This window comes from Rothia sp. HC945 (assembly GCF_051370785.1).
Lineage (GTDB): Bacteria > Actinomycetota > Actinomycetes > Actinomycetales > Micrococcaceae > Rothia.
The window spans coordinates 68,856-93,174 of sequence record NZ_JBFCSN010000002.1 but is presented as its reverse complement, the minus strand read 5'-3'; the positions used below and the strand labels follow the sequence as shown (position 1 = coordinate 93,174).

Annotated in this window: 26 protein-coding genes; 17 read left to right on the top strand and 9 right to left on the bottom strand. The window is 65.7% G+C overall.

Annotated features, from left to right (window positions below; genetic code table 11):
- Nucleotides 1-10: 10 nt before the first annotated feature.
- The 6 genes from rbfA (at nt 11) to AB0Y14_RS08975 (ending at nt 4,450) form a co-directional block, all read left to right on the top strand.
- On the top strand, nt 11-610 hold the full coding sequence (gene rbfA / locus AB0Y14_RS09000) for a 30S ribosome-binding factor RbfA (protein ID WP_436588932.1): 600 nt from the start codon (nt 11-13) through the stop codon (nt 608-610).
- Nucleotides 611-1,678 (top strand): tRNA pseudouridine(55) synthase TruB, encoded by a 1,068-nt coding sequence (gene truB, locus AB0Y14_RS08995; protein WP_436588931.1) that lies wholly within the window; start codon nt 611-613, stop codon nt 1,676-1,678.
- Nucleotides 1,675-2,046: a hypothetical protein gene (locus AB0Y14_RS08990; RefSeq protein ID WP_129315715.1), complete on the top strand. Its 372-nt coding sequence runs from the start codon at nt 1,675-1,677 to the stop codon at nt 2,044-2,046. The genes truB and AB0Y14_RS08990 overlap by 4 nt, the downstream gene beginning before the upstream one ends.
- Nucleotides 2,047-2,085: 39 nt before the next feature.
- A complete protein-coding gene (locus AB0Y14_RS08985; RefSeq protein ID WP_436588930.1) occupies nt 2,086-2,538 on the top strand; it encodes a hypothetical protein in 453 nt (150 codons plus the stop codon).
- A 69-nt stretch (nt 2,539-2,607) separates the two neighbouring features.
- Nucleotides 2,608-3,369 carry a DUF4345 domain-containing protein gene (locus AB0Y14_RS08980; protein WP_436588929.1) on the top strand — a complete coding sequence of 254 codons (762 nt, stop codon included), beginning with the start codon at nt 2,608-2,610 and terminating at the stop codon, nt 3,367-3,369.
- Nucleotides 3,370-3,460: 91 nt separating this feature from the next.
- On the top strand, nt 3,461-4,450 hold the full coding sequence (locus tag AB0Y14_RS08975) for a bifunctional riboflavin kinase/FAD synthetase (RefSeq protein WP_436588928.1): 990 nt from the start codon (nt 3,461-3,463) through the stop codon (nt 4,448-4,450).
- A 171-nt stretch (nt 4,451-4,621) separates the two neighbouring features.
- Here AB0Y14_RS08975 and AB0Y14_RS08970 read toward each other — a convergent pair whose 3' ends face one another.
- The 4 genes from AB0Y14_RS08970 to AB0Y14_RS08955 are packed head-to-tail and all read right to left on the bottom strand — an operon-like array spanning nt 4,622 to nt 7,037.
- Nucleotides 4,622-5,449 carry an aldo/keto reductase gene (locus AB0Y14_RS08970; protein ID WP_436588927.1) on the bottom strand — a complete coding sequence of 276 codons (828 nt, stop codon included), beginning with the start codon at nt 5,447-5,449 and terminating at the stop codon, nt 4,622-4,624.
- Nucleotides 5,450-5,489: 40 nt separating this feature from the next.
- Nucleotides 5,490-6,245: a 5'-methylthioadenosine/S-adenosylhomocysteine nucleosidase gene (gene mtnN, locus AB0Y14_RS08965; protein WP_436588926.1), complete on the bottom strand. Its 756-nt coding sequence runs from the start codon at nt 6,243-6,245 to the stop codon at nt 5,490-5,492.
- Nucleotides 6,242-6,700 carry an S-ribosylhomocysteine lyase gene (locus AB0Y14_RS08960; RefSeq protein WP_436588925.1) on the bottom strand — a complete coding sequence of 153 codons (459 nt, stop codon included), beginning with the start codon at nt 6,698-6,700 and terminating at the stop codon, nt 6,242-6,244. The genes mtnN and AB0Y14_RS08960 overlap by 4 nt, the downstream gene beginning before the upstream one ends.
- A gap of 49 nt (nt 6,701-6,749) precedes the next feature.
- Entirely contained in the window at nt 6,750-7,037 is a 288-nt protein-coding gene (locus AB0Y14_RS08955) for a helix-turn-helix transcriptional regulator (RefSeq protein ID WP_436588924.1), read from the bottom strand.
- Between the two features lie 282 nt (nt 7,038-7,319).
- On the opposite strand from AB0Y14_RS08955, the gene AB0Y14_RS08950 reads away from it, so the two are divergent.
- From AB0Y14_RS08950 to AB0Y14_RS08935, 4 genes are all read left to right on the top strand, one after another.
- Nucleotides 7,320-8,534, top strand: coding sequence for a site-specific DNA-methyltransferase (locus AB0Y14_RS08950; RefSeq protein WP_436588923.1), 1,215 nt, complete (start codon nt 7,320-7,322; stop codon nt 8,532-8,534).
- An 83-nt stretch (nt 8,535-8,617) separates the two neighbouring features.
- Nucleotides 8,618-8,941, top strand: a complete 324-nt coding sequence (locus AB0Y14_RS08945) for a hypothetical protein (RefSeq protein ID WP_436588922.1) — start codon at nt 8,618-8,620, stop codon at nt 8,939-8,941.
- The gene (locus AB0Y14_RS08940; protein WP_436588921.1) at nt 8,938-9,777 is read left to right on the top strand and encodes a methyltransferase domain-containing protein; all 840 of its coding nucleotides are present in this window, start codon (nt 8,938-8,940) and stop codon (nt 9,775-9,777) included. The genes AB0Y14_RS08945 and AB0Y14_RS08940 overlap by 4 nt, the downstream gene beginning before the upstream one ends.
- A 77-nt stretch (nt 9,778-9,854) precedes the next feature.
- Nucleotides 9,855-11,072 carry a PLP-dependent aminotransferase family protein gene (locus AB0Y14_RS08935; RefSeq protein WP_436588920.1) on the top strand — a complete coding sequence of 406 codons (1,218 nt, stop codon included), beginning with the start codon at nt 9,855-9,857 and terminating at the stop codon, nt 11,070-11,072.
- 4 nt (nt 11,073-11,076) lie between these two features.
- Here AB0Y14_RS08935 and AB0Y14_RS08930 read toward each other — a convergent pair whose 3' ends face one another.
- Entirely contained in the window at nt 11,077-11,706 is a 630-nt protein-coding gene (locus AB0Y14_RS08930) for a DNA-3-methyladenine glycosylase (RefSeq protein ID WP_436588919.1), read from the bottom strand.
- A gap of 254 nt (nt 11,707-11,960) precedes the next feature.
- Between AB0Y14_RS08930 and rpsO the strand changes: the two genes are divergently transcribed.
- The 7 genes from rpsO to AB0Y14_RS08895 all read left to right on the top strand — a co-directional run bounded on the left by rpsO (nt 11,961) and on the right by AB0Y14_RS08895 (nt 20,091).
- Nucleotides 11,961-12,230, top strand: a complete 270-nt coding sequence (gene rpsO / locus AB0Y14_RS08925; RefSeq protein WP_436588918.1) for a 30S ribosomal protein S15 — start codon at nt 11,961-11,963, stop codon at nt 12,228-12,230.
- Between the two features lie 269 nt (nt 12,231-12,499).
- The gene (locus tag AB0Y14_RS08920; RefSeq protein ID WP_436588917.1) at nt 12,500-14,737 is read left to right on the top strand and encodes a polyribonucleotide nucleotidyltransferase; all 2,238 of its coding nucleotides are present in this window, start codon (nt 12,500-12,502) and stop codon (nt 14,735-14,737) included.
- Nucleotides 14,738-14,906: 169 nt separating this feature from the next.
- Nucleotides 14,907-16,274, top strand: coding sequence for a M16 family metallopeptidase (locus AB0Y14_RS08915; protein ID WP_436588916.1), 1,368 nt, complete (start codon nt 14,907-14,909; stop codon nt 16,272-16,274).
- 39 nt (nt 16,275-16,313) lie between these two features.
- Nucleotides 16,314-16,631, top strand: coding sequence for a DUF3870 domain-containing protein (locus AB0Y14_RS08910; RefSeq protein WP_436588915.1), 318 nt, complete (start codon nt 16,314-16,316; stop codon nt 16,629-16,631).
- Between the two features lie 112 nt (nt 16,632-16,743).
- The gene (locus AB0Y14_RS08905) at nt 16,744-17,898 is read left to right on the top strand and encodes a DUF819 family protein (protein ID WP_436588914.1); all 1,155 of its coding nucleotides are present in this window, start codon (nt 16,744-16,746) and stop codon (nt 17,896-17,898) included.
- Nucleotides 17,899-17,932: 34 nt separating this feature from the next.
- A complete protein-coding gene (locus tag AB0Y14_RS08900; RefSeq protein ID WP_436588913.1) occupies nt 17,933-19,045 on the top strand; it encodes a dipeptide epimerase in 1,113 nt (370 codons plus the stop codon).
- A complete protein-coding gene (locus tag AB0Y14_RS08895) occupies nt 19,042-20,091 on the top strand; it encodes an NlpC/P60 family protein (protein ID WP_436588912.1) in 1,050 nt (349 codons plus the stop codon). Before AB0Y14_RS08900 ends, AB0Y14_RS08895 begins: the two co-directional genes overlap by 4 nt.
- 72 nt (nt 20,092-20,163) lie before the next feature.
- Here the strand turns inward: AB0Y14_RS08895 and AB0Y14_RS08890 are convergent, their stop codons facing one another.
- Genes AB0Y14_RS08890 through AB0Y14_RS08875 form a run of 4 tightly spaced genes read right to left on the bottom strand, consistent with a single transcriptional unit; the run spans nt 20,164 to nt 24,137 of the window.
- Nucleotides 20,164-21,321 carry an isochorismate synthase gene (locus AB0Y14_RS08890; RefSeq protein WP_436588911.1) on the bottom strand — a complete coding sequence of 386 codons (1,158 nt, stop codon included), beginning with the start codon at nt 21,319-21,321 and terminating at the stop codon, nt 20,164-20,166.
- Nucleotides 21,318-22,118 (bottom strand): SDR family oxidoreductase, encoded by an 801-nt coding sequence (locus AB0Y14_RS08885; protein ID WP_436588910.1) that lies wholly within the window; start codon nt 22,116-22,118, stop codon nt 21,318-21,320. Before AB0Y14_RS08885 ends, AB0Y14_RS08890 begins: the two co-directional genes overlap by 4 nt.
- A complete protein-coding gene (locus AB0Y14_RS08880; protein WP_436588909.1) occupies nt 22,115-22,795 on the bottom strand; it encodes an isochorismatase family protein in 681 nt (226 codons plus the stop codon). Before AB0Y14_RS08880 ends, AB0Y14_RS08885 begins: the two co-directional genes overlap by 4 nt.
- The gene (locus AB0Y14_RS08875; RefSeq protein WP_436588908.1) at nt 22,776-24,137 is read right to left on the bottom strand and encodes an enterochelin esterase domain-containing protein; all 1,362 of its coding nucleotides are present in this window, start codon (nt 24,135-24,137) and stop codon (nt 22,776-22,778) included. Before AB0Y14_RS08875 ends, AB0Y14_RS08880 begins: the two co-directional genes overlap by 20 nt.
- Nucleotides 24,138-24,319: the final 182 nt, after the last annotated feature.

The following is a 24,319-nucleotide window of genomic DNA, read 5'->3' as shown; positions in this document are numbered from 1 at the left end:
AGGAGAGATCATGGCTGACGCAGCTCGTGCGGCTCGCTTGGCGGACCGGATCAAGGTCATCGTGGCCCAGGCTCTCGAGCGCCGGGTCAAGGACCCGCGTCTCGGTTTCGTCACGGTCACGGATGCCAGGGTCACCAACGACCTTCAGCACGCGACCGTCTACTACACGGTCTATGGAACCGAGGAGGAACAGGCCGGAACCCGTGCGGCTCTCGAATCCGCCAAGGGAATCCTCCGGTCGGAGGTGGGCAAGAACATCACGGCCCGCCTGACTCCCACGCTGACTTTCGTCCCGGACGAGGTCCCGGTCAACGCCAACCACCTCGAAGACATCCTTCGACAGGCCCGGGCCCGTGATGCGGAACTGGCCGAGGCGGCGGAAGGCAAGACCTTCGCGGGCGACGCCGACCCGTACCGTCGGGACGATGAGGCCGCTCCGGAGGGGACGGAACAACAGGAGAGCACGCCGCACACGGACGCGGCTCGCGCGGACCTCGCGGGCATGCGGGACGGTTACGACCCGGTCGACGAGGACTTCGGGAAGGGCGCCCACTGCGACCCAGACTCGGGCACCACCCAGATGCGCGAGGCCCAGGAGGGCACCGAGTAAGTGGCACGTGATCGTTCGCGCCAGGACGGGCCCTCGGGGCTCGTCGTGGTGGACAAGCCCGCGGGGATGACGAGTCACGATGTCGTCGGCCGCATGCGAAGAATCGCCGGTACCCGTCGCGTCGGACACGCCGGAACCCTGGACCCGATGGCCACGGGAGTGCTGATCCTGGGCATCAACAAAGCGACCAAGCTGTTGACCTGGGTCAGCGGCGAGTCCAAGACGTATTCGGCGACCATCCGCCTCGGGCAGTGCACGCTGACCGATGACGCGGAGGGTGAAGTGACGAGCCACGCGTCGGATTCGGTTCTCGCCGCGATTGCCGACTCGGCGGTGCATGCGGCGGTCGGTGAGTTGAGGGGCGAGATCATGCAGGTCCCCTCGGCGGTTTCCGCGATCAAGATCAACGGCGTGAGATCCTATGCGAAGGTGCGTTCCGGCGAGGAGGTCGAACTCGAGGCCAGGCCCGTGACCATCCACGCCTTTGAGGTCCTCGGTATTCGACGAGCTCACGCACCCGAGGGAGAAGCAACCCAGCCCGTCATCGACGTGGACGTTGAGGTGACCTGCAGCTCAGGTACCTACGTGCGGGCCCTGGCCCGAGACATAGGTGAACACCTTGGTGTCGGTGGCCACCTGGTCCGTCTGCGGCGACTGAGCGTGGGGGAGGTCGGGATCGACGATGCGGCCACGCTCGAAGACCTCGCGACCGCCAGCGAGCGCGGCGAGGCACTACCGATTTTGGCGCTCGAACGCGCCGCGGAACGGCTCTTCCTGCGCCGCGACCTCGACGACGAAGAAGCCACCGCCATCTCGAACGGTCGCTGGATCGCTCCGAGCCCCGACCGCGCGGTTCCCCCTGGGGATCGGAGCGACGATTCCGGGGCCAGGCGCACGGACGACATCGTGCCTGCCCGTGAACTGACGGCGGCCTTCGCTCCGGACGGGACCCTGGTCGCCCTGGTGCAGAACCAGCGGCGCCAAGGCAAGCAGGTCGGGGTCCCGCATCTCGTTTTCGTTTCGGGCACCCGGTTTCCGATCGACCGAGAAAATGGGGGAGAGGCGTGATTGCGGGCTACGACCTGTGGTTCTGGATTGCCTTGGTACTCGGTGCAGCATCCGCGCTCGTGTGCCTCGTGCAATTTTTGCGCGGACGGGCCACGGACGATCTGTCCCAGGGCTCGGTGCTGATTCTCGAGGCCTTTCTGGTGGTCTACCTTATTGGCTCGATCGTCATGCAGACCATCACCGACGGCCCATCCGGCGATGCCTGGGAATACTACGGCTACCTTCTGACCGCGATGCTGATTCCGGCCGGAACCTTCGTTTGGTCCATGACGGAACGGACCCGCTGGTCCACTTTGGTCCTGGCCGTCGCCGGTCCCATCATCATCGTGATGGTCCAACGCATGAACGTGCTGTGGTACTACTACTGAGTCTCCACCATCCGACCCACCAGAGAGGTCAAGACTGACATGAACGACGTCGAGGCGAACGACGCGCGGCAGACCCCGGGCCCGTCGGCCAAGTCGAAGGGCCCCGGGATGATCCTGGTCGCCGTGTACGCCCTGTTCTCCCTGTCCGCGGGGGCGCGGGCGCTCTACCAGATCCTTGCCAAATTCGACGAGGCTCCGGTCTCCTTCGTGCTCTCCGGCGTCGCGGCCGCGATTTACGTTTACGCCACGATCTCGCTGGCGCGAAAGGGCATCGGTGCCTATTGGTCTGCCGTGTGGGCCATCCTGATCGAATTGCTCGGGGTGATTGCGGTGGGCATCTTCTCCTACGTGCGGCCCGACATGTTCCCCTTGGCCTCGGTCTGGTCCCACTTCGGTTCCGGGTACGGTTATGTTCCCCTGGTTCTGCCGATCATCGGGTTGTTGTGGTTGTACCGGAACAGGCCGTTACGTCGCGTGCCCTCGGCGAGCTGAAGTGCCCGCCGAGACGTGCGGTCCTAGAGTGGTATCAGGAAGAGACGATCTACCCGAACGGAGCCGATCATGACCGACCCCTCGTCGTCCGAAAACAACGCGAAGGGCCCCGAGGGCCGTTCGACGAGTCCTTGGGAAGCGCCTCACTCCTCAGGCCAGCCACGGCAACCGGAGCAGCCCGGACAGCCACGACAGCCGCAACCATCCGCGTCCCAGCGTCCGTCTGCCGACCGGCCGAATCGCCCCGGAGCCCCGCAGAAAGGCTCCCGCGGAGCGGCGACATCCGCCGCCGACTCCCCCCGGAAGACCCGAGGAAAGGGCAAGGCGGCGCAGGGACAGGCCACGACCACGTCGAGTGGTAAGCCGGGCAAGCAACAGGATTGGGGTTTGTTCCGCGCCGTCGTCGCCCTCTACGGGCTCGTGATCATTGCCTACGGCGTGTGGCAGATTTTCGCGGGGACGGCGTCCCTGCCCGGTGAGTCAACCGGCTCGAGCGCCACGGTGGCCGCCTCCTACGGGGCTCTCGCCGCAGTCTTGTGCGGCGTTGGTGCCGCATTCGTGGCGATCGCCGTCAAATTCAAGTGGGCCAACGTCTTGTGGTTCGTGTGCCTCATGATCTTCCTCGGCGGAGTCGGCCGGATCTTCTCCTGGGCAATCTTCGGTCTGCCGCACCCGCTCATGATCGTGCTCATGGTCCTGGACCTCGTGATCCCGCCGTGCCTGCTGGTCTGGCACGCATGGATCCGCAAGGCGAATCGAATCCGCAGCGAGATGACCCAGGGCGGCACGCAGCCCGCCGAATCGAAGAAAGCGGGTAAGAAGCGTTCATAACAGTGGTCGCCGGACGGCGGCCCACTGGCACAAGGACTAGACTGATGGCCGCGGCTCGAGAACCGTGCCGCGGTCTGGTATGAGGAGATTCGTGGACTGTTTCAGGAGCCTGGACGAGATCCCGCAGGGATACGGCCCCACAGCGGTGACGATCGGGAATTTCGACGGCGTCCACCGGGGCCATGCTCGGGTCATCAGGACCGTCGTGGCGGAGGCGCACTCCGACGGGCTCAGGGCCGTCGCGATTTCTTTCGACCCGCACCCCGCCCTGGTGCACCGGCCGGACGTTCCGCACTTCCCCATTATGGGTTTGCGGGACAGCCTGGATCTCCTCGACGAGTTGGGACTGGACGCGCTCGTCCTGCTGCCCTATTCCCTCGAGTTCGCGCAGGAGACCCCCGAGGACTTCGTGCGCACCACGTTCGTCGAAGGCCTCGGCGCCAAGAAGGTCGTGATCGGTGCCGATGTCCGCTTCGGCCGCAACAATTCGGGAGATCTCGACGCGATGAAGCAGCTCGGACAAGAACACGGCTTCGAGGTGGCCGTGGTCGAGGACCTCTCGACCGACAACGATCTCACCGAACTGGACGCCGAGGACGAACACCGCCGATGCTCGTCGACCTGGATCAGGGAGCTGCTCGCCGCCGGCGACGTCGATTCGGCCGCGCACTTGCTGGGCAGGTACCACCGCATGCGGGGGGAAGTGGTTCACGGTGCGGCACGGGGGCGCGAGCTCGGATTTCCTACGGCCAACATGGCATCGAATTCGGACGGCTTGATTCCGGCCGACGGCGTCTACGCGGGGTGGCTCCACGACGAAACCGAGCAACGGTGGCCCGTGGCGATCTCCGTGGGGTCCAATCCCACGTTCGAAGGGGTGTCGCGGCAGGTCGAGGCGCACGTCATGGGTCGCCCTCACGAGGAGGTCGAGGACTTCGACCTCTACGGGCAGAACGTCATCCTGGAGTTCGTGGCGCACCTGAGGTCCATGGTTGCTTACGAGGGGATGGACGCTCTCATCCGCCAGATGACCAAGGACGTCGACGACGCCTGGCGGGCCCTGGGATACGATCCCGAATGACCTGAACCACACGGGCGCCGTAACGGCCGGCCGGAGTGCAGGAATACGGCGCCCAGGACACCAAGCGCGCAAAACCTGCTGGGTCAACCCGGTCGAGCCAACCCCGGCAGACGAGAGCACTGGGCCCCGGAGAGATGACTACTCTCCGGGGCCCAGTGCTCGCTCACGAGCCTAGAATTCCTCGTGCTTGCGAGGGTCGAATCCCTTGTAGGCAATGCCCGTATGGAGGCGTTTGATGACCTCCATCTGCTCAGGGCTGAGCTCCCAGTCGAAGACGTTCAGATTCTGCTCCATGCGCTCCGGCGTCGACGTCTTGGGGATCGGCACGATCTTGTTCTGGACCATCCACCGCAGAACCACCTGCGCGGGAGTGACCCCAAGGGTGTCGGCGATGTCACCGAGTTCGGGAGTCTCATCCAGTCCCTGCATGCGCCCGAGGGGAGACCATGCCTGGGTCACGATCTTTTTCTTCTCGTGGTATGCCCGCCACTTCTCCTGCTGCTCGCGGACCTGGAGCTCGATCTGGTTGACCACCGGGATCTCGCTGGTCTCTTCTCCGAGACGGTCAATGTGTTCGGGCAGGAAGTTGGACGTGCCGATCGAGCGCACCAGACCCTCCTCCTTCAACGCGATCATGGCCTTCCACGACTCGACGTACAGATCCACCGACGGATTCGGCCAGTGAATGAGGTAAAGGTCCAGGTAATCCAGGCCCATGGTCCGCAAGGACTCCTTGGCCGCGGCAATGGTGGGCTCGTATCCGTGATCTTTTCCGGCGAGCTTGGTCGTCACGAAGATCTCCTCGCGATCGACGCCGGAATTGCTGACGCCGCGTCCAACACCCTTCTCGTTGCCGTATTGGGCTGCGGTGTCGATCAAGCGGTGTCCGCGCCTGATGGCCTCGGCAACGTTCGCCTCGGCTTCGGCGTCGGACATCGGGTAGGTTCCGAACCCGACGGCCGGGATCTCGTGGCCGTCGCGCAGCGTGTGGGTGTGCATCGTGGTCTCCTGAATTCTGTGGTCGTCTGCTGTGGCGAGTTTACGCGGGGACGCCGTCGGTCGCTCTGATCACGGCGAGGACGGCGTCGGCCGACCTGCGTGCGACGATCTCCACGGACATATGGAAGTCCTGGTCGGCGGCCGGCCCGCACAGGTCGGACACACCTCGCACGGACAGGAACGGGACGTTGTGGCTCGTGCAAACCTGTGCGATCGCCGTGGTCTCCATGTCGGTCGTGACCGCGTGCGGGAAGGCTTCGCGGGTGTCCTTGACGTTACTCTGCGTCACAAACGATCCGCCCGCGAGCATCTGGCCGACGTGATGGGTTCCGTCTTCCGCCACGAGTCTCCGGGCGGCGTCGAGGAGCCCACCGTGGGGTGCGTAGTCGACCGGCATCCCGGGGACCTGGCCGCGTTCGTATCCGAAGGCCGTCGCATCCGCGTCCGTGAACGTGTAGGAATCGCCCACCGCGAGGTCGCCGACCTCGACGTCCTGCCGGAGCCCGCCCGCGCTGCCGGCCGAGAAGACAGCACGGGGACCCGACGCCGCAATCGCCGTGGTCGCGGCGCTCGCAGCATTGACCAGCCCGATGCCGGACCTGACCAGAAGGATGGACCGCCCTTCATGGCTGAGCGGGGAGTACCGCGCACGGCCGAACTCGACGTCGGGCCCGATGCGCTGGCAGGAGTCGAGGAAGGGGGCGGCCTCTTCGTCCATGGCCACCTGCACCACCACGCCGCCGTCCACCTCTTCACGAACTTCGGGGGAGAGCGGCGCCACCGGTTGGGGGCTCACGCGTACACCTCGCCCCAGGCGTCACGCTGTTCGAGGAAATCGGAGACGGCGCCCTGGGCCCCGGACAGGGTGTGGTTGCTGCCCCAGCCGCACTGGGTCTCGTTGGCCGCGGGCACCTCGCTCGCACCCAGAATGTCCCGGAAGGTCTTCTCGAGCACGGTCAGGAACTCGTCCGGTTCGAGGCCGAGCGTCAGAGCGTAGAAGCCCGTTTGGCATCCCATGGGCGAGAAATCGATGAGCGCATCGGTGTGGTTGCGCATGTGCTCGGCGGTCAGGTGCTCGATCGAGTGGACGACCGGCATGTCGAGGTGCCCCTGATTCGGCTGGGCGAAGCGGACATCGTATTTGATGAGGGTGTCACCGCCGGGAAGTTCTTTCCGGTCTGCGATACGCACGTACGGTGCCGCGACCTTGGTGTGGTCCAGGTTGAAGGATTCGACGTTCATCTTCTGCATGCATCAATTGTTGCGCACATGTGCACGTTAAGTCAGGGTCGCCCCTCGCTCACTCGTCGACGCCGTCATCCGTTTCGTCGGGCCACAGGGCCTTGAGCACTTCTTCGCGCGGGATCTCGAGGATCGCGACGACGCTCATCAGGGAACGCAACTTCGGATTGGATGGATTCCGGGTTGCGCGATCGCTGTAACCGTACTCCATCTGCTGATAGTGCTGGCGTGATATGCCCGCCGCGAGTGCGACCTTCTCCTGGGTGATACCGAGGTCCGCACGATGTGATTGCAGGAGGCTCCCGAGGCGCTGTGCCGTCTGGCGATCAAGGGAGTCTGAAGTCATTGATCCAGAATCCGAGCGCGCTCGATTCTGGTCTACCAAGTACACTTGGCAAACTCCGATATCCTCGATGATGCAAAGTGTACTCGGCATGGGGTGGGGGACGCAATGGATCCGAGCGCAGGATTATCGGGGCCTGAGGGGTGGCCCGTTCGGTCAGGGCCGTGGGCGGAGCCCTCCGAAACCTATGGGCTGACCTGGCCGGGGAAGCGGGCTGCGCGATGTCTCGCGGAGGCCCCGACGCAGTCCCGGTTCGTGTCCATGGACGGTCGAGAGATCGAACCGGTGTCGATTCGCCAGAATCTGGTGATCGAAGGGGACAGCCTGGAGGCCCTCAAGATCCTGAAGAGAACGCACCTGGCCTCCTTCGACGTCGTCTGCATCGATCCGCCGTACAACGGTGGAACGACCGCCGACTACAGGGACAACTTCCACAGACCACAAGCAGAAGAAGACCGAGCCGCAGGACTGGTCGGCAGTCGGGGCCGGGGCGCGTCGGCGGGGAAGAGTGCGGGGCGGCGACATTCCCTGTGGCTGGACCTGATGTACCCGAGACTGCACCTCGCCCGTGAACTGATGGCGCCGACCGGCGTGATCGCGGTGTCGATCGACGACGTCGAGGCACCCCGTCTCAGGATGCTCCTGGACGAGGTATTCGGGGAGGAGAATCACTGCGCGACCATCGTGTGGGAGAAGAAGTATGCGCCTGCGAACGATTGCCGATCTTTCTCGGTCGTCCACGACTACGTGATGCTGTACTCGGCATCCCCGGCCTTCCGCAGAAGGCTCCTGCCCCGCAGCGAGTCCGCGAATCGGCCGTACCGTCACGACGACGCGGACGGTCGTGGACCGTACCGAGCCAGTGACCTCTCCGTGCGTACCTACCACCCGGCCAACGACTACCCCCTGGTCAACCCGTTGACCGGTACCGAGCATCGCCCGCCGGCGGGGAGGTGCTGGGGGTATGACCGAGCGTCGATGGACAGGTTGATCGAGAACGGGCGCATCTACTGGGGCGCGGACGGGACCCGGTCCCCGCAGCTCAAGAGGTACCTCTCGGAAGTCCAGGACGGCATGGTTCCCACAACGCTGTGGACGCGCGACGTCGCCGGCCACACCCACACTGCCCGGGCCGAGCTCAAGGCCCTCTTCGGGACCACGGCGGTCTTCGAAACGCCCAAGCCGGTGCGGCTGATCCGACGCCTGCTGCAGGTCTCGGCGGACAAGGACGCAATGGTGCTCGACTTCTTCGCTGGATCAGGAACCACGGGCCACGCCGTCATGAGACAGAACGCGGAGGACGGCGGCCACAGGTCCTGCGTGCTGGTTCAGCTGGACGAGCCCATCGACGGCCGACGAAAACCGGAAGTCGCGAGGGAATTCGGGACCATCGCCGAAGTCACCCGACAGCGAGTGCGACGCGCGGGAGAGGCCCTGCGAGCGGAGTTTCCCGCGCTGGATCAAGGCCTGACTCGGTTCACCGAGGTAAGGATCGAATGACCAGGCGTTCCCGCTTTGGAGAAGGGCCTGGGCGTGCGCTATACCGGAAAAGATAGTTTTCCTCCCAGGAAAGGTGGCCCAATATGTCCGCTCTTGCCCCCACGCTCTTCTCTACGGCCGGATTGCTCGGCGGATACAAGGTGGCTCGCTCGACCGGAAATCGCCCCTTGGGCGGGGCAGTCCTGGCCGCCGCGGGTGTGGCCGCCTTCCGCGGGTGGAAGGCGAACGCGGGGACCGGCACGGCCGCCGCGCTCACCGGCGTCTATGTCCTGTCCTTCGGCCTCTCTCATCCGCTCGCCAAGAAGATCGGCGCGTGGCCCAGCGTCTTCGCCGTGACCGCGGCAACCGGTGCGGCGTCGGCCGTTCTGGGGCGGGACCTCGGCAAGGGCCGGGGGACCGGGCGGTGAGTCACGCGAATCCGACTCCCGCCACGGGGTCGGAATGCACGCGCTGGAACCCCGAGAGCTATCTCGAGTTCGGCGACCAGAGATCCCGGCCGCTGACCGATCTCCTGCGCCGCGTGCCCTTGTCCCGGGCCGAAAGCGTCGTCGATCTCGGGTGCGGACCCGGCAATGACGTGCCGGTGATCCAGCAGATCTGGCCCGAGGCCGTCGTGCACGGCGTGGACAGCAGTCAGGACATGATCGACGCCGCCCGGGCGGCCGGGGCCCCCGGAGCGGATTACGAGCACTCGGACGTCCTGGACTGGCTGAGGGCGCGGCAGGAGAACGGCTGGACGCACGCGGAGCCTCGGCTCATCGTCTCCAATGCGCTGTTCCAGTGGGTCGATGGACACCTGGACTGGCTGCCCGAAGTTGCCGATCTCGTTCCTGAGGGCGGCGTCTTCGCTTTCCAGGTCCCCGGCAACTTCGATGCCCCCTCGCACACCCTCCTCCGGGAGACGGCCGCGCAGCCTGCCTATGCGCCTCACCTGACCGAGAAGCTCCGCGACACCGTGATCGGAGCACGGGAGTATCTCTCCGTCCTGTCCCGACCGGGATGGTCGGTGGATGCGTGGGAAACGACCTACTTGCATGTCCTGCCGGGGGAGGACGCCGTGTTCCGGTGGATTTCATCGACCGGCGCGCGCCCGGTGCTCAATGCTCTTCCCGAGCCGGAGAAGTCCGCGTTCGTCGAGGAGTACAAGGCTGCGCTGCGCGAGGCCTACCCGGCCGAGTCTTGCGGCACCGTCCTGCCGTTCCGCCGGATTTTCGTGGTGGCCGCACGGCTCGCCGAGCGCTGAGGTCCCGGGGACGCCTCGCGCCCGGAGCAGAATGTGAGGCACCGACCAATGCAGATGACACGCGGAAAGTAAGGACCATGACAACGGGACAGCACGAATTCACCCCACGCCTCGCGCACAATTTCTCCGATACGGAGGATTCCCCGGTCAGGGCCCTTCTCGATCTGGTCAGCCGTCCCGGCGTCATTTCTTTCGCCGGTGGCGTGCCCGACCCGGCCTACTTCGATCTCGATGCCATCAGGTCCGCCTACGATGCAGCCCTGTCCCGGCCTGATCGTGCTCTCCAGTACTCCTCGAGCGACGGTGAACTCGAACTGCGGGAGATCATCGCGGCCAACCTGACCGACGAAGGCATTCCCTCCCAGGCCGGGGACGTGCTCGTGACCACCGGGTCCCAGCAAGGGCTGACCCTGATGGGGCAGGTCATGATCGACCAAGGCGACGTGATCTTGGTCGAGGACCCGACCTACCTCGCCGCGCTCCAGACCTTCGGGCTCGCGGGCGCGCACTTCGTCGCCGTCGACTGCGACGACGACGGAGTGGTTCCCGAGGCGCTCGAGAAAGCCATCGAACTGCACCGACCCAAGCTCGTGTACCTCATCCCGAGTTACCAGAACCCGAGCGGACGGACCATGCCGGCCCAGCGACGTCGGGACGTGGCGGATATTCTGCTCAGGACCCGGACCATGCTCATCGAGGACGACCCGTACTCGAGCCTGCGTTACTCCGGGGAGCACCTCGAGCCGATCTGCGCGATCGAGGGCATGGCCGAACAGACCGCCCTGCTGCAGACGCTGTCCAAATCGGTCGCCCCCGGAATCCGGCTCGGGTGGGCTCGCGTGCCCGCATCGGTCCGCGACGCACTGATCGTGGGCAAACAGGCGATCGACCTGCACAGTTCGACGGTCGACCAGTACGCGGCCGCTCACTACCTGGCCCACCCGGAGACGCACCAGTCGGATGCGGAAAAGCTCGAGGTGTACGGCCAGAGGCTGCGGACCATGGTCCGTGAGTTGCCCCGGGCCCTGCCCGAAGGCACGCATGTGACGTCGCCGTCGGGCGGAATGTTCCTGTGGGCAGAGCTTCCCGAGGCATACGACACGGATGCACTCCTGCCGTACGCGATGCGGGAAGGCGTCGGTTTCGTCCCCGGCAGTTCTTTCCACGTCGACACGAGTATCCGGAACACCATGCGAATTTCCTTCGTGACCAACGCGGAGAGCGAGATCGTCGAGGGTGTCACCCGGCTCGCACGCGCCGTCGAGGCCTACGAGGCGGAACAGTTCGCGGCCTGACTCCCTACTCGGCGCCCGGGGCCCGGGTCGGGAGGAGGGCCGTGCGTCGGGATCGGGGTGAGGTCACCGTCGGATCGTCCGGGATCCAGAACCTCAGGGGAGCGTCGACGTTCTTGCTGATGCCAATGCGGCGTCCGCGCACGAACTCAACGGGGGAGCGGGCGGGCTCGATCCAGAACCCGTCGCTCGGGGCCTCGTCCGCCGCACCGGAGTGCACCTGATGGACGGGGCTTCCGTTGTCCACCAGATCCAGGCCGAGGGCAGAACCCAAATTTCCCGGACCGCGAGCCAGGTTCGCGTCCGTGGAGGCGAGGCCGCGACGTCGACGGACCTCCTCGTGGCCCGACAGGACCTCGCCGGCACGCATGAGGCAACCGGAGGCCGTGCCGTCCGGCGAACAGACCAGATTGCCGGCCCGGTGAATCCCGTAGGAGGCGTAGACATAGAGATGGCTCGGTTCGCCGAACATGGTCGCGCACCGAGGGGTGGGGCCCTTGTGCGCGTGGGACGCGGGATCGGATGTTCCGAGGTACGCCTCGACCTCGGTCAGTCGGATCGCGACGGAACCTCGATGGATCACGGCACCGAGCAGGTGCTCGGCCACGACGTCGGCCGCTCGGGAGAAGTCGATCATGGCACCATCGTTGCACGCCGCGTAGCACGTCTCACACTCGGCCACGGAGGTCCGCGACGAGGCAATCTTCCGGCGGAGGACTCGATCCGTTAGACTGGGGAGCACGTCTGGCTGCAGTCCGTGGTTGCCAGTCGCCCCGAACACGTGATCCTCAGGCGGCTCAGCCCGCCCGGGACTGTCCGCGGTGTTCCGGGGTTCCCGGCGGCATTCGCCGTATCGGGCCGTTCACGGCACTGACTCTAGGAGTTAATTCAGTGGCACTGGATCCCGCTGTCAAGCAGGAAATCATCAAGGAGTACGCAACCCACGAGGGCGACACGGGTTCGCCCGAGGTCCAGGTTGCGGTTCTGACTCGTCGCATCAGCGACCTGACGGAGCACCTCAAGTTCCACAAGCACGACCACCACTCGCGTCGTGGTCTCATGATCCTCGTCGGTCGCCGCCGCAACATGCTCGGCTACCTGCGTCGGATCGATATCGAGCGCTACCGTACGCTGATCCAGCGTCTCGGAATCCGCCGATAAGGACGACAAATGCGAGGGGCGGCGCCGCCTTCCGGAATCCGGCTTTCTGACATGGGAGACTGGTGACCGGACGGCAGCGCCGCCCTCTCGCTGTTCACCACGAAACGGCGAGGTGCCCGGCGTGAGCCGGGAACAACGAGAAAACACCGTGCGAGGCCCAGCCTCTCCTTGCGGTCCTCGGTAGTGGCCCCCGGATGACACATCCGTGGGCCTCGATCGAAGACCGAGTCGAGGCGGGCCCGCGCGAAGAACAGAAACGGAGGTGACCCTTGGAGGGTCCCGAGATTCAATTCGCAGAAGCCATTATCGACAATGGCAAGTTCGGCAAGCGCACCGTGCGCTTCGAAACCGGTCGGCTGGCCAAGCAGGCAGCCGGATCCGCATTCGTCTCGATCGACGAGGACACCAGCATGCTGTCGGCCACCGCCGTCGGCAAGCACCCGCGCGAAGGCTTCGACTTCTTTCCGCTGACGGTCGACGTCGAAGAGCGCATGTACGCAGCGGGCCGCATCCCCGGGTCGTTCTTCCGTCGTGAGGGACGCCCCTCGACGGACGCGGTCCTGGCGTGCCGCCTGATCGACCGCCCGTTGCGCCCGGCCTTCGCCAAGGGCATCCGCAACGAGGTGCAGGTCGTCGTCACCGTGCTGACGATCGACCCGGACGAAATCTACAACACCGTGGCGATCAACGCCGCGTCGATGTCCACGACCCTGTCCGGTCTCCCGTTCCAGGGGCCGGTCGGCGGAATCCGCATCGCCCTGATTGACGGGCAGTGGGTTGCTTTCCCCAAGCACTCGCAGCTCGAGAACGCGGTCTTCGACATGGCCGTGGCCGGTCGCGTGGTGACCAAGTCGGACGGAACCGAGGACGTCGCGATCATGATGGTCGAGGCCGAGGCCACCGACAAGTCGTGGGACCTGGTCCAGTCCGGTGCCGCCGCTCCGACCGAGGACATCGTGGCCGAGGGTCTCGAGGCGTCCAAGCCGTTCATCAAGGCCCTGTGCGACGCCCAGTCGGACCTGGCCGAGCGCGCCGGCAAGCCGACCATGGAGATCGAGCGCTTCGGCGGCTACGGTGACGACGTCGCCCACGCCGTGGAATCCAAGTTCTCCGGCAAGATCAAGGACGTCTACTCCATCGCCGGCAAGCAGGACCGGGAGATCGCTTCCGAGGACCTGCAGAAGGAGATCGCCGAGGAGCTCGCCGGTGAGGGCAAGGAATTCGAAGGGCGTCTGGACGAGGTCAACGGGGCTTTCAACGCTCTGACCAAGCAGACGGTGCGCCAGCGGATCCTGACCGATCAGGTGCGTATCGACGGCCGCGGGCTGACCGACATTCGGCAGCTCACCGCGGAGGTCGAGGTCCTGCCGCGCGTGCACGGATCCGCGATCTTCGAGCGCGGCGAAACCCAGATCATGGGTGTGACCACGTTGAACATGCTCAAACTGGAGCAGCAGATCGACTCCCTCTCCCCGGTCAAGTCGAAGCGCTACATCCACCACTACAACTTCCCGCCCTACTCCACGGGCGAGACCGGTCGTGTCGGTTCCCCGAAGCGGCGCGAAATCGGGCACGGTGCCCTCGCTGAGCGGGCCATCACCCCGGTTCTGCCGTCCCGCGAGGAGTTCCCGTACGCGATCCGTCAGGTCTCGGAGGCGCTCGGATCGAACGGCTCGACGTCGATGGGCTCCGTGTGCGCATCGACCCTGTCGCTGCTCAACGCCGGTGTTCCGTTGCGTGCACCCGTCGCGGGCATCGCGATGGGCCTGGTTTCGGACGAGGTCGACGGCGAGACGCGATACGCCGCGCTGACCGACATCCTCGGGGCCGAAGACGCTCTCGGCGACATGGACTTCAAGGTCGCCGGCACGTCCGAGTTCGTGACCGCGATCCAGCTCGACACCAAGCTCGACGGAATTCCCGCCTCGGTGCTGGGTGCTGCGCTCAAGCAGGCCCGCGAGGCGCGGCTGCACATCCTCGATGTGCTGACCTCCGCGATCGACCAGCCTGACGAGATGAGCGAATTTGCCCCGCGCATCATCAGCGTGCACGTGCCCGTGTCCAAGATCGGTGAGGTCATCGGCCCGAAGGGCAAGATGATCAACCAGATCCAGGAGGACACCGGCGCGGACATCACGATCGAGGACGACGGGACCGTGTACATCGGCGCCGTCGACGGACCGTCGGCCGAGGCTGCACGCTCCGCGATCAACGCCATCGCGAACCCGCAGGTCCCCGAGGTCGGCGAACGCTACCTGGGAACGGTCGTCAAGACCACGACCTTCGGTGCCTTCGTCTCCCTGACCCCGGGCAAGGACGGCCTCCTGCACATTTCGGAACTGCGCAAGCTCAATGACGGCAAGCGCGTGACCGAGGTCGAGGACGTCGTCGGTGTCGGGCAGAAGGTTCAGGTCGAGATCACCAAGATCGACGACCGCGGCAAGCTGTCCCTGGCACCGGTGGTTTCCGAGGAAGACGCCGCCGCCCAGAGCGACGACGAGGAGTAATCTCCGCGTAGCCGTGAGAGAAGGCCCCGGTCGGGATCCTGTGAGGATCCCCGGCCGGGGCCTTCTGTCGAATTGGACCCGGTCCACGATGGTCCTAGACTCGACGCCGGGCCGGTCTACGCCGTCGGCCCCCAGAATGACCGCCCGCAGTGAGGAACTGACTGTCGCCATGCCATACGCATTGGGTCTCGATCCCGAGCAGCTTGCCGAAGAATTCGACTACGAGCACGGACGCCTGGTGTGCGCGACCGAGGGCGGCAACGAGGTGAGGCGATCCGTACTGCCCGGCGGAGTCCGAGTCCTGACCGAGCGGATGCCGGGCCAGCGCAGCGTCGCGCTGGGATTCTGGCTCGGCGTCGGATCCCGCGACGAGACGCAGGGCATGTACGGTTCGACCCATTTTCTCGAGCACCTCCTCTTCAAGGGCACGCCCTCGCGCAGCGCCCTGGATATCGCGGAGGAGTTCGACGCCGTCGGGGGAGAATCCAACGCCCTGACGGCCAAGGAGCACACCTGCTACTACGCCAGGGTTCTGTCCGAGGACGTCGGTATGGCCGTGGATGTCATCGCCGACATGGTGACCTCGGCCAGCATCGATCCCCGCGAGCTCGAGCAAGAGCGTGGAGTGATCCTCGAGGAAATAGCGATGGACCTGGACGACCCAACGGACGTTGCCTTCGAGAACTTCACCGCGAAGGTCATGGGGGAGCACCCCCTGGGCCGGCCGATCGGCGGCACTCCGTCCGAAATCACCCAGGTTGCCCGCGACGCGGTGTGGGAGCACTACGCGAAGTACTACACCCCGGACCGCCTGGTCATTTCCGCCGCAGGCGGACTCGAGCACTCCACTGTCGTGCGACTCGTGCTCGACGCGCTCGAACGGGCCGGATGGGAGCTTCCGGAGAGAACAAAACCCGCGCCGCGGAGGGTTCGCACCCCAGCCGTCCTTCACCCCGAATTCGGAGACCACACCGTTGACCGAGCCTTCGAGCAGGCCAACGTGGTGCTGGGGAGCACCGGCCTGATCGCGGGGGCACCGCAGCGGTATGCGATGTCCGTGCTCAACGCCTGCCTGGGCGGAGGCATGTCCTCCCGACTGTTCCAGGAGATACGGGAGAAGCGTGGGCTGGCCTACAACACGTTCTCCTTCGGTGGCTCCTATTCCGACGCCGGATACTTCGGGATGTACGCGGGGTGCACCGCGGACAAGGCGCCGGTCGTGGTCGACCTGATGCGGGCGGAACTTGACCGGCTCGCCGAGTTGGGTCTGCGCGAGCGTGAGTTGGACAAGTTCACGGGGCAACTCAGCGGGGCCACGATCCTCGGGAGCGAGGACCCGGGTTCGCGCATGTCGCGACTCGGCCGGTCCGAGCTGGACACCGGACACTTCACCGATCTGGACGAACTCCACGAGAACATCAGGGCGGTCACGGCTCAGGATGTCCAGGACCTGGCAGCGGACCTGGCAGAGCGACCGACCGTGACCACGTGGGTCGGCACGGGCGCGGCCTCGGCAGCGAACGCGACGGCGTCGTAACAGCTATGTTTTGAATGTGACATGGGTTAAAGTTTTTGCATGTGTTCCTCGATCTTCGTGACAGGAGAGGCGAAGTCCCCGTCGAACAACCCGATCACCTCCAAGTTCGGGCTTTTCTTCATCGGGCTCGTCGTCGATACGGACACGCACCGAATTCTCGATGCAGAATGCACGGCGACGTTGGCGCTGACGAACGCGTTCGTCAGGAGCTTGATCGTCGGTGCCGGCATCGATGAGGAGGAAGACCTGGTTGAGCGGATCTCCACCAGGTACCACGGATCGTCCCAACGGGCTCTGATCACGGCGTTGCGCAATGCGGCGTCCAAGTACCGTTGCGCGACCGACAACACACGTTAGGCACCTGATTGCTTGGTCCCTCCCCGGGGACCGGACCCAGTCGGAAATACCGGACCAGACTGTCCCGGTGTTTCCGACTTTTTTGTACTCAGGGTGCAGAAAGGAAACGAGCATGATCACCGACGGCTTCCTCTTCTTGGGGGTCTTGCTTGCGCTGGCTGCTGTCATCGTCTACTGCGAGAAACGCTCTCGTTTGGCATTCTTCCGTTATGTGCCGGGCTTCGTGCTCATGTACATCCTCACCGCACTGCTGAACACCGTGGGGGTGTTCAGCCAGGGCGACGAAGTCCTCGACCTCGGGACAGGGGTTCAGGACGCCCTGCTGCCCGCGATGATCCTGTTGCTGCTGTTCCAATGCGATGTCCGCAAGATCATCAAACTCGGGCCCAAGCTGTTGCTGACCTACGTGGTCACGGCGTTCAGTATCTTCGTGGGCTTCGTCGTCTCGTACCTGATCCTCCACGCCGTGTTGGACCCCGAGGCCTGGAAAGCACTCGGCGCGCTCGCGGCATCCTGGACCGGGGGTTCAGCCAACATGGTGGCCGTCCAGTCGATCCTGCACGCGCCCCAAGATGTCTTCGGATACGTGCTGATCGTCGACACGATCATCTACTCCGTGTGGCTCCTGGTCATGTTCGGCTCGGTCTCGATCTCGGACAAATTCAACAAGTGGACGAAGGCCGACACCCGGTATCTGGATGTGCACGCGAACAATGAAGGGACCGCGGACCAGAAGCCCATCGATCTGACCTCCCTGATCTGCGTAATCGGATTCAGTATCTTCATCTCCGCGGCGGCGTCCAGCATCGGCGGTCTCCTGCCGGAAATCGGCGTCGTGATCACCTCCAGCACCTGGACGATCCTGATCGTCAGCGTTCTTGGCCTGGTCATCGGCTCCACGAAGCTCGGCAACGTCGCGGGGTCCAGCGAAGTAGCGACGGTCATGCTCTACATGATCATCGGGATCATCGCGTCCCAGTCCGACTTCGCGTCGCTGGGACAGGCCCCGCTCTACCTCGTGGCCGGCGTGATCGTGATGATCGTGCACATCGCCATCGTGGTGCTGTACGCGAAGCTGACCCGCACCGAGCTGTTCAGCCTGGCCGTGGCGAGTACCGCCAATATTGGCGGCATCGCCTCGGCACCCGTGGTCGCGAGCGCGTTCAACCGTCAGCTCGTGCCCGTGGGTGTCCTGTTCGCGCTGATCGGCGCATTCGCCGGAACCTTCTTCGGCCTCATGGCCGCACAGGTTCTGGCGCTTCTCTGATGCTCGCCGCCCATACCCTTCGGAAAGGACAATCATGACCACGAACGGACTGAACCGGTTGCGGGACCTCCGCGCCATGCCGTACAGCGGACCGCTCAAGCGGCCGTTCATCACCTCGCGCCGGCGCGTCGAGTCCGTGCAGGGCGTGCTCGTCGAACTCGAGCTGGAGGACGGCTCCATCGGATACGGGACGGCCGCCGAGACGTGGGCGGTCACCGGGGAATCGGTGGCCTCCTCCCTGGCCGCGATCAATGGTCCCGTGTTCGAGGCACTCGCGGGTCGTGACCTCTCCCTGCGGGAGGCCGAGGACGCGATCGCGAGCTGCTGCGTGGGCAATACCAGCGCCAAGTCGGCGGTGGATGTGGCTCTCCACGATGCCTGGGCCACCGGACTCGGCGTGCCCCTGGCCGTCGCCCTGGGCGGACGGCCGGACGCACACGCTCCCACGGACATGACGATCAGCCTGGACGACCCGGAGGCCATGGCTCGCGAGGCCGTCGCCGCCAGCTCGGACGGATTCGAGATTCTCAAGGTCAAATTGGGCGGGGACCCCGCCGTCGACCTCAATCGTCTCGAGTCCGTTCACGAGGCCGTGCCTTCGGCCCGATTCCGGCTCGACGCCAATCAGGGGTGGGGCGCGAAGGAGGCCATCCGTATGATTCGCCGGATCGAGGACGCCGGCATACCGGTCGATCTGGTCGAACAACCCACGCCCAAAGCAAACCTGGAGGCGTTGGCCCAGGTCACGGCCGCTGTCGATACCCCGATCATGGCCGACGAGTCCGTGGCCGACGAACGTGACGCCTGGGAGATTCTGCGTCGAGAGGCAGCGGACCTCATCAACATCAAACTCGCCAAGTGCGGTGGTATCCGCCCCGCGCTGGCCATCGCCGACCTGGCCGCAACCGCCGGAGTCGGCTGCATGATGGGCGCCATGATGGAGCCTCGCGTCTCGGTTGCCGCGGCGGCCCACGTGGCACTCGCGCACCCCAATATTCAGCTCGTCGACCTGGACTCCGCCGAATGGATCCAGGACCCGCGGATCTCCGGGGGGTACGAGCTCGAGGGCTCCCGGCTCTCACTCACCGAGGCACCCGGTCTCGGCATGTCAATGGATTCTGCACTCACCGAAGGGACAGCACCATGAGATTTCACCGTTCTATCGCCACGGCCGGAGCACTCGGCCTGGCCTGTTCGCTGGCTGGTGGCCCGGCACTCGCCGAGCCCGCCGATCAGGGCCAGACTGTATCCCAGCCTGGGGAAGGGATCGAGGCCGGGGACACGGCATTCGTGGACACCACGGTCGCGACCCTGTGGGGCGAACCGGAGCAGACGCGGCCCATGGACGAGCCATCTACGACCAACCCGGTCGATCTCGATCAGTGGAACAAGAATATGGAAAGGACCGAAGACCGTGGGTGGCTGACCGGCCACACGGAGACCCAAGCGGTCTACGGGTCCGAGGTCTCGGTCATCGAGACCAAGGGGGACTGGTCCAAGGTCGCGGTCAACGATCAGTCGACTCCCAAGGACGATCGCGGATACCCGGGCTGGGTTCCCACGGGACAGCTGATCGAGAACCAGTCCTTCGACGAGCAGAAGGATTCCGGTCAACGCGCGGTCGTCACCTCGGACAAGGCGGCTCTGACCGGCGACTCGGGGGAGGACGGCAGCAACCTCAACCTGAGCTTCAACACGGAACTGCCGGTGGTCTCGCAGGATGGTTCGTCGGTGCAGGTGGGCCTGCCGACCGGTGGGACCGGATCGGTCAAGGCGACGGACGTCTCGGTATACGCCCCGGGGGAGAAGCCCGAGCGACCGACCGGTGAACAGGTCGTCGAGACCGGCAAGCAATTCGACGGGCTGCGCTACCTGTGGGCAGGCGTGTCCTCCTACGGGTACGACTGCTCCGGCTTCACGTACAGCATGTACCGGGCCCACGGGATCGATATCCCGCGCGACGCCGACGCCCAGGCGGAGTTCGGCCAGGACGTGGCGGAGGACGACCTTCAGCCCGGTGACTTGCTGTTCTTCGCCCAGCCGGGCGGTACGGGGGCCGTGCACCACGTCGGGATGTACATGGGCGACGGCAAGATGATTCACGCCCCCAACGAGTCGACCACCGTGTCGGTGACCGATTGGAAGCAATGGGATTCCAAGGGCGAGTTCTCCGGAGCCAAGCGGATGCTCTGACCCTCAACATGCTCCCGCCGGGGCCGGACGAGCCGGCCCCGGCAGGAGCAGATTGCGCTGGTAGGTCCTGCCTCAGACGAGGCCGTTGAGCGCGCGCAGAACCGTCCTGAACTTCGAAGCGGTTTCCGCGTGTTCGCTCTCGGGATCGGAACCCGCCACGATCCCGGCCCCTGCGTACAGGGTGATGAACTGCCCCTCGAGGCTCGCGCAGCGCAGCGCGAGCGACCAGCGGCCGTTGCCCGAGGAATCGGTCCAGCCCACCAGGCCGGAATAGTAGCGGCGTGACCCGCCCTCGAGGTCCAGGATCGTGCGTACCGCCGGGCCGACCGGGGTACCGCCCACGGCGGGCGTCGGATGGATGGCGAGGGCGGCTTCCAAGGCCGAGACCTCGGGCGCCAGGCGACCGGTGATCCGCGTGCCGAGATGCCACATCGAGTCCGTTGCGAACAGTTGGGGGCGGACCGGCACCTGGAGCTCGCTCGCGAGGCGGCCGATCGACTCGCGGATGTGCCGGGTTACGAAGCCGTGCTCGTGCAGGTCCTTGGCCGAGGACGAGAGCAGGCGCGTGGCCTCTTCGGCGTCCGGCCCTCCGGGGGAACGACCGAGCGATCCCGCCAAGGGGTGGGTCACGAATCTGGAGTCGTTGACATCCGCTATGATCTCCGGGCTCGCCCCGATCCAGGAGCTGCCGTCCTGCATGCGGACACGGAAGACGTCAGCCCGGCCGCCCACGCCGGACAAGCGATCGAACAGACGTTCCTCGGCTCTCCGGCGGTCCGTTTCCTTGAGCCGCATGGTCGTGGTCCGGGACAGGACCACCTTCTCCAGGGTTCCGGCACCGATCCGGTCCAGGGCCTCGGAGACGTTGTGCCGAAACCGCTCGGACTCGGGCGGGGCCGGTAGCTCCCCGGGAACGACGTCGCCCGAGCCGGTCGCGACGTGAGGGGTCCACACGGCGTCGTCGGTCATGCGCAATTCGGCGGGCTCGGAGAGATCGAAGGGGATCATTCCGCACAGCACCTGGGTCCGTCCGGTGGCGCGCTCTCGCTCCCGCAGATCGCGGATGACCTCCCGGGCCGCCCCCGGACTCCGACCGAAGACCGGCCACAGGACCTCGCCGCCCGAGGCTTCCAGGGTCCACCTGCCGGAGGAGAACGCGAAATCTGCGTTCCCATCCGCAGGAGCAGTCACGGTCGTCGTGGGTCTTTCTTCGAGTAGGGGAGAATTCATCGTTGTGTGGCGCCTCCGTCCACGGTCAGTTCGGTTGCTGTGATGTGTGCCGCCCGGGCCGACACGAGGAACTCGACGACCTCGGCAATGTCCTGAGGATCCGCGACGCGTCCCAGCGGAATTCCGGACCGATAGAGAGCGGCGTCGCCCATCACGGTCTGTGCCGTGCGGTCCACGCCCTGCCACAGGCCCTCGACCATGGGGGTCTTCGTGGTGCCCGGGTTGACCACGGCGCACCGAATTCCCGCGCCGCCGAGTTCGAGCCCGAGACTGCGCGTGTACTGCGCCGCGAATGCCTTGCTTGCTCCGTAGGCGGCGAAGTCGGCGCGCGGACCGGCGCCGGCATTAGAAGCAATGGTGACGATCGAGCGCAAGGGGCGGGTCCCTGGGTCATGGCCTCCCTGGCGGACCATCACGCGGGCCGCGGCCGTGCTCGCGCGCAGCACGCCGAGGGCGTTGACATCGATCATCCGGAGGACGTCGGCCTCCGTGGTCTCCAGTGCGGGACCCGTCGCAATCGTCCCGGCCGCGTTGACCAGCGACCTGATCCGGTAACGAGCCGAGAGGTCTTCGAAGAACGAGGCCACCGCGTCGGGATCCGTCACATCCAAATCCCTGTGCTCGACACCATCGCTCGGCCCGCCCTCGGTTCCGGGCCGGGGAGCACGGGTTCGGTCCGCGGAGACCACCACGGCACCACCGTGGTCCTCGGCGCGATCCCGCAACAAATCGACGACGACTCTGCCGATGCCGCCCGAACCTCCGGTCACGACGATCGCCTGGGGCAGATCCTTCACGAGGCCATCTCCTCGACGCGCCGCCCACCGCTGTCCCGTGAGGGCGCGACCGGACTCCGGACGATCTCCTCGGTCGTGCACACCTGTCCACACCGTCCGGCGACGTACTCGAGCGCCATCCGGTGGTGCGAGAGATCGAAATCGGCTTGGGCATCCGCGACGAAGAACACCTGAATGCCCTCCATATACGCTTCCAAGGCCGTGGTCAGGCACCCGATATGTGAGTAGACGCCGGCGATCACCAGCTGGTCCCGCCCGTGATTGCGCAACCTGTAATCCAGGTCGGTGCGGTAGAACGCGCTGTACCTCCACTTGGTCAGGACGGCGTCCCGCTCATCGGGAGCAAGCTCGTCGATGATGCCGGCGGCGTGCTCATTCGTCAGTCCGGGACCCCAGAAATCAGTCAGAAGCTGGCGATCGGCCGGGTCCTGGGACGGAGGTTGCGCCGTGTAAACCACCGGGGCGCCTGCTTCGTGGAAGAAGTCGCGCAGGACGCGGGACTGCTCGACGGCGGTCTCGATCTGGGAGCCGGGAGTCCGGTCGAAGGCATCGACGAAATGGTTCTGCATGTCGTGGACGAGTAGCAGCGCCCGGTTCGGATCGAACTGCCACTCGGTTCTGTTGGGCCACGGCGACTCGGCGTCGAGGGTGTACGGATCAATACTGGGCAGGGGCAATGGAACTCCTCATCGATGGGTCGAAGAAACTGTCCGAATTCCGCTCTTCGTGCGGTTCGGTCCTCAGCGCTCGGGCCAGGCCGTCGACGACGGCGCCGCGCCACCACGCGAAGTCATGACCGCCGGTGTACATGGTCAGCGCGCTGGACCACCCGGCGTCGAGCATGGTCCGGTGCAGGATTCGACCCCGCGGGACGGTGAGGCCCTCGCGCTCGCCGATCGCGATCTCCACGGACACGTCCTGGGGAGTCGAGGACTGGTACCGCTCGGTGATCCAGTCCATGCCCTCACGGGTCCCGAGATCGTGCGGTTTCGAGGCTCCGTCGGGGGTCCACCAGAGCGAGGGGGAGTGGGCGAGGGCGTGTCCGAAAGCGTGAGGCAGGTCCAGGGCGGCGACCAGCGCAGAGAGGCCACCCAGGCTCTGTCCGGCGATGATCCGGCCGTCGCGTCCCCTGAGCTCGATACCCACGGTCCGGGCGCAGTCCTCGGCCCACTCCGTCGCGTCCTCCGCGACGTCGCGCAGGAATCCCGTGTTCGCCCCGAGACACGCGATCCGGTCAGGGGTGTCGTTGTTGGCGATGCCCAGAACGGCCACCGGAGGAATCCGGCCCGAGTCCGTGGCCGCCTCCAATGCGTAGGGCAACCAGAGGTTTCCGAACCAGTTCTCGGCGTCGAAGATCGTGAGCAGGGCAAGGGGTGCTGCATGGCGCTCGTCCTTCACCGGGGACGGGAGGTACAGCCAGTGGTCCCTTGCGCGGCCCGAGGTCTCGGCGCGGGGAAGAGCCCTGACGTCTCGCACGATGCGCCCGCGCAACGTGCGGGACCTGTGGTCGTCCCATTCCTGTTGGGCCGGAGCCGTGGGTCCGGAGTAGACCGACAGGCCGTGCCGCCCCCGGTCCACCAGGGGCTGCCCGGGGTTGAGAGGGTCGAGCAAGGAATCGTAGGCGTTGAACCGAGGGGGACCGGAGCGTCGCTGCTGTTCCGGGGACATGGGCGTGAAGGCGTAACTGACGCGCAGGGACGGTTCGAGCTCGAGGGTTCGGACCCAGATGTCCGTCCCGGGGACGTGCCGCATCAGTCCGTGGTCGTAGAGGGCCTTGTCCGTCACGCGGTTCATGGCCAGGTGGACGGATTCGGAACCCTCGGCGTCGTCGCGGACGTGCTTGCCCCGCCACAGGAAGGTGACGAGGTCCGACCCGGGGTCCACCATGGGGGTCCCGCGACGAGAGACCTCGGCCCACCACCGTTCCAATTCCTCGCACGTCGCGTTCTTCATGGTTCGGGCGATCGACTCCTCGTCCAGGAAGCCCGTGGTCTCCAGGGCGTGTGTCGGGGTCTTCATCGTCGGAGCTCGTCCTTGCGTATCGGGGTGCACTGTCCTGTGGCCACCGAGTGGCCCATAAAATAAGCTACAGAAATCTAAGCTATTCCATACGGACTCGGGAGGCGCAAGCTGGATGTGCCGTAAGTCTCCGGTATGACGCCTGGATTCGGGAAGGGCGGTAGTCAATGGACTTTGCTTCG

What these genes read in the sequence shown, in the direction of transcription:
- rbfA (WP_436588932.1), top strand. Translation starts at nt 11, where the DNA reads ATGGCTGACGCAGCTCGTGCGGCTCGCTTGGCGGACCGGATCAAGGTC.
- AB0Y14_RS08985 (WP_436588930.1), top strand. Translation starts at nt 2,086, where the DNA reads ATGAACGACGTCGAGGCGAACGACGCGCGGCAGACCCCGGGCCCGTCG.
- AB0Y14_RS08980 (WP_436588929.1), top strand. Translation starts at nt 2,608, where the DNA reads ATGACCGACCCCTCGTCGTCCGAAAACAACGCGAAGGGCCCCGAGGGC.
- AB0Y14_RS08970 (WP_436588927.1), bottom strand. Translation starts at nt 5,449, where the DNA reads ATGCACACCCACACGCTGCGCGACGGCCACGAGATCCCGGCCGTCGGG.
- AB0Y14_RS08960 (WP_436588925.1), bottom strand. Translation starts at nt 6,700, where the DNA reads ATGCAGAAGATGAACGTCGAATCCTTCAACCTGGACCACACCAAGGTC.
- AB0Y14_RS08955 (WP_436588924.1), bottom strand. Translation starts at nt 7,037, where the DNA reads ATGACTTCAGACTCCCTTGATCGCCAGACGGCACAGCGCCTCGGGAGC.
- AB0Y14_RS08945 (WP_436588922.1), top strand. Translation starts at nt 8,618, where the DNA reads ATGTCCGCTCTTGCCCCCACGCTCTTCTCTACGGCCGGATTGCTCGGC.
- AB0Y14_RS08935 (WP_436588920.1), top strand. Translation starts at nt 9,855, where the DNA reads ATGACAACGGGACAGCACGAATTCACCCCACGCCTCGCGCACAATTTC.
- AB0Y14_RS08930 (WP_436588919.1), bottom strand. Translation starts at nt 11,706, where the DNA reads ATGATCGACTTCTCCCGAGCGGCCGACGTCGTGGCCGAGCACCTGCTC.
- AB0Y14_RS08915 (WP_436588916.1), top strand. Translation starts at nt 14,907, where the DNA reads ATGCCATACGCATTGGGTCTCGATCCCGAGCAGCTTGCCGAAGAATTC.
- AB0Y14_RS08910 (WP_436588915.1), top strand. Translation starts at nt 16,314, where the DNA reads ATGTGTTCCTCGATCTTCGTGACAGGAGAGGCGAAGTCCCCGTCGAAC.
- AB0Y14_RS08905 (WP_436588914.1), top strand. Translation starts at nt 16,744, where the DNA reads ATGATCACCGACGGCTTCCTCTTCTTGGGGGTCTTGCTTGCGCTGGCT.
- AB0Y14_RS08900 (WP_436588913.1), top strand. Translation starts at nt 17,933, where the DNA reads ATGACCACGAACGGACTGAACCGGTTGCGGGACCTCCGCGCCATGCCG.
- AB0Y14_RS08895 (WP_436588912.1), top strand. Translation starts at nt 19,042, where the DNA reads ATGAGATTTCACCGTTCTATCGCCACGGCCGGAGCACTCGGCCTGGCC.
- AB0Y14_RS08890 (WP_436588911.1), bottom strand. Translation starts at nt 21,321, where the DNA reads ATGAATTCTCCCCTACTCGAAGAAAGACCCACGACGACCGTGACTGCT.
- AB0Y14_RS08875 (WP_436588908.1), bottom strand. Translation starts at nt 24,137, where the DNA reads ATGAAGACCCCGACACACGCCCTGGAGACCACGGGCTTCCTGGACGAG.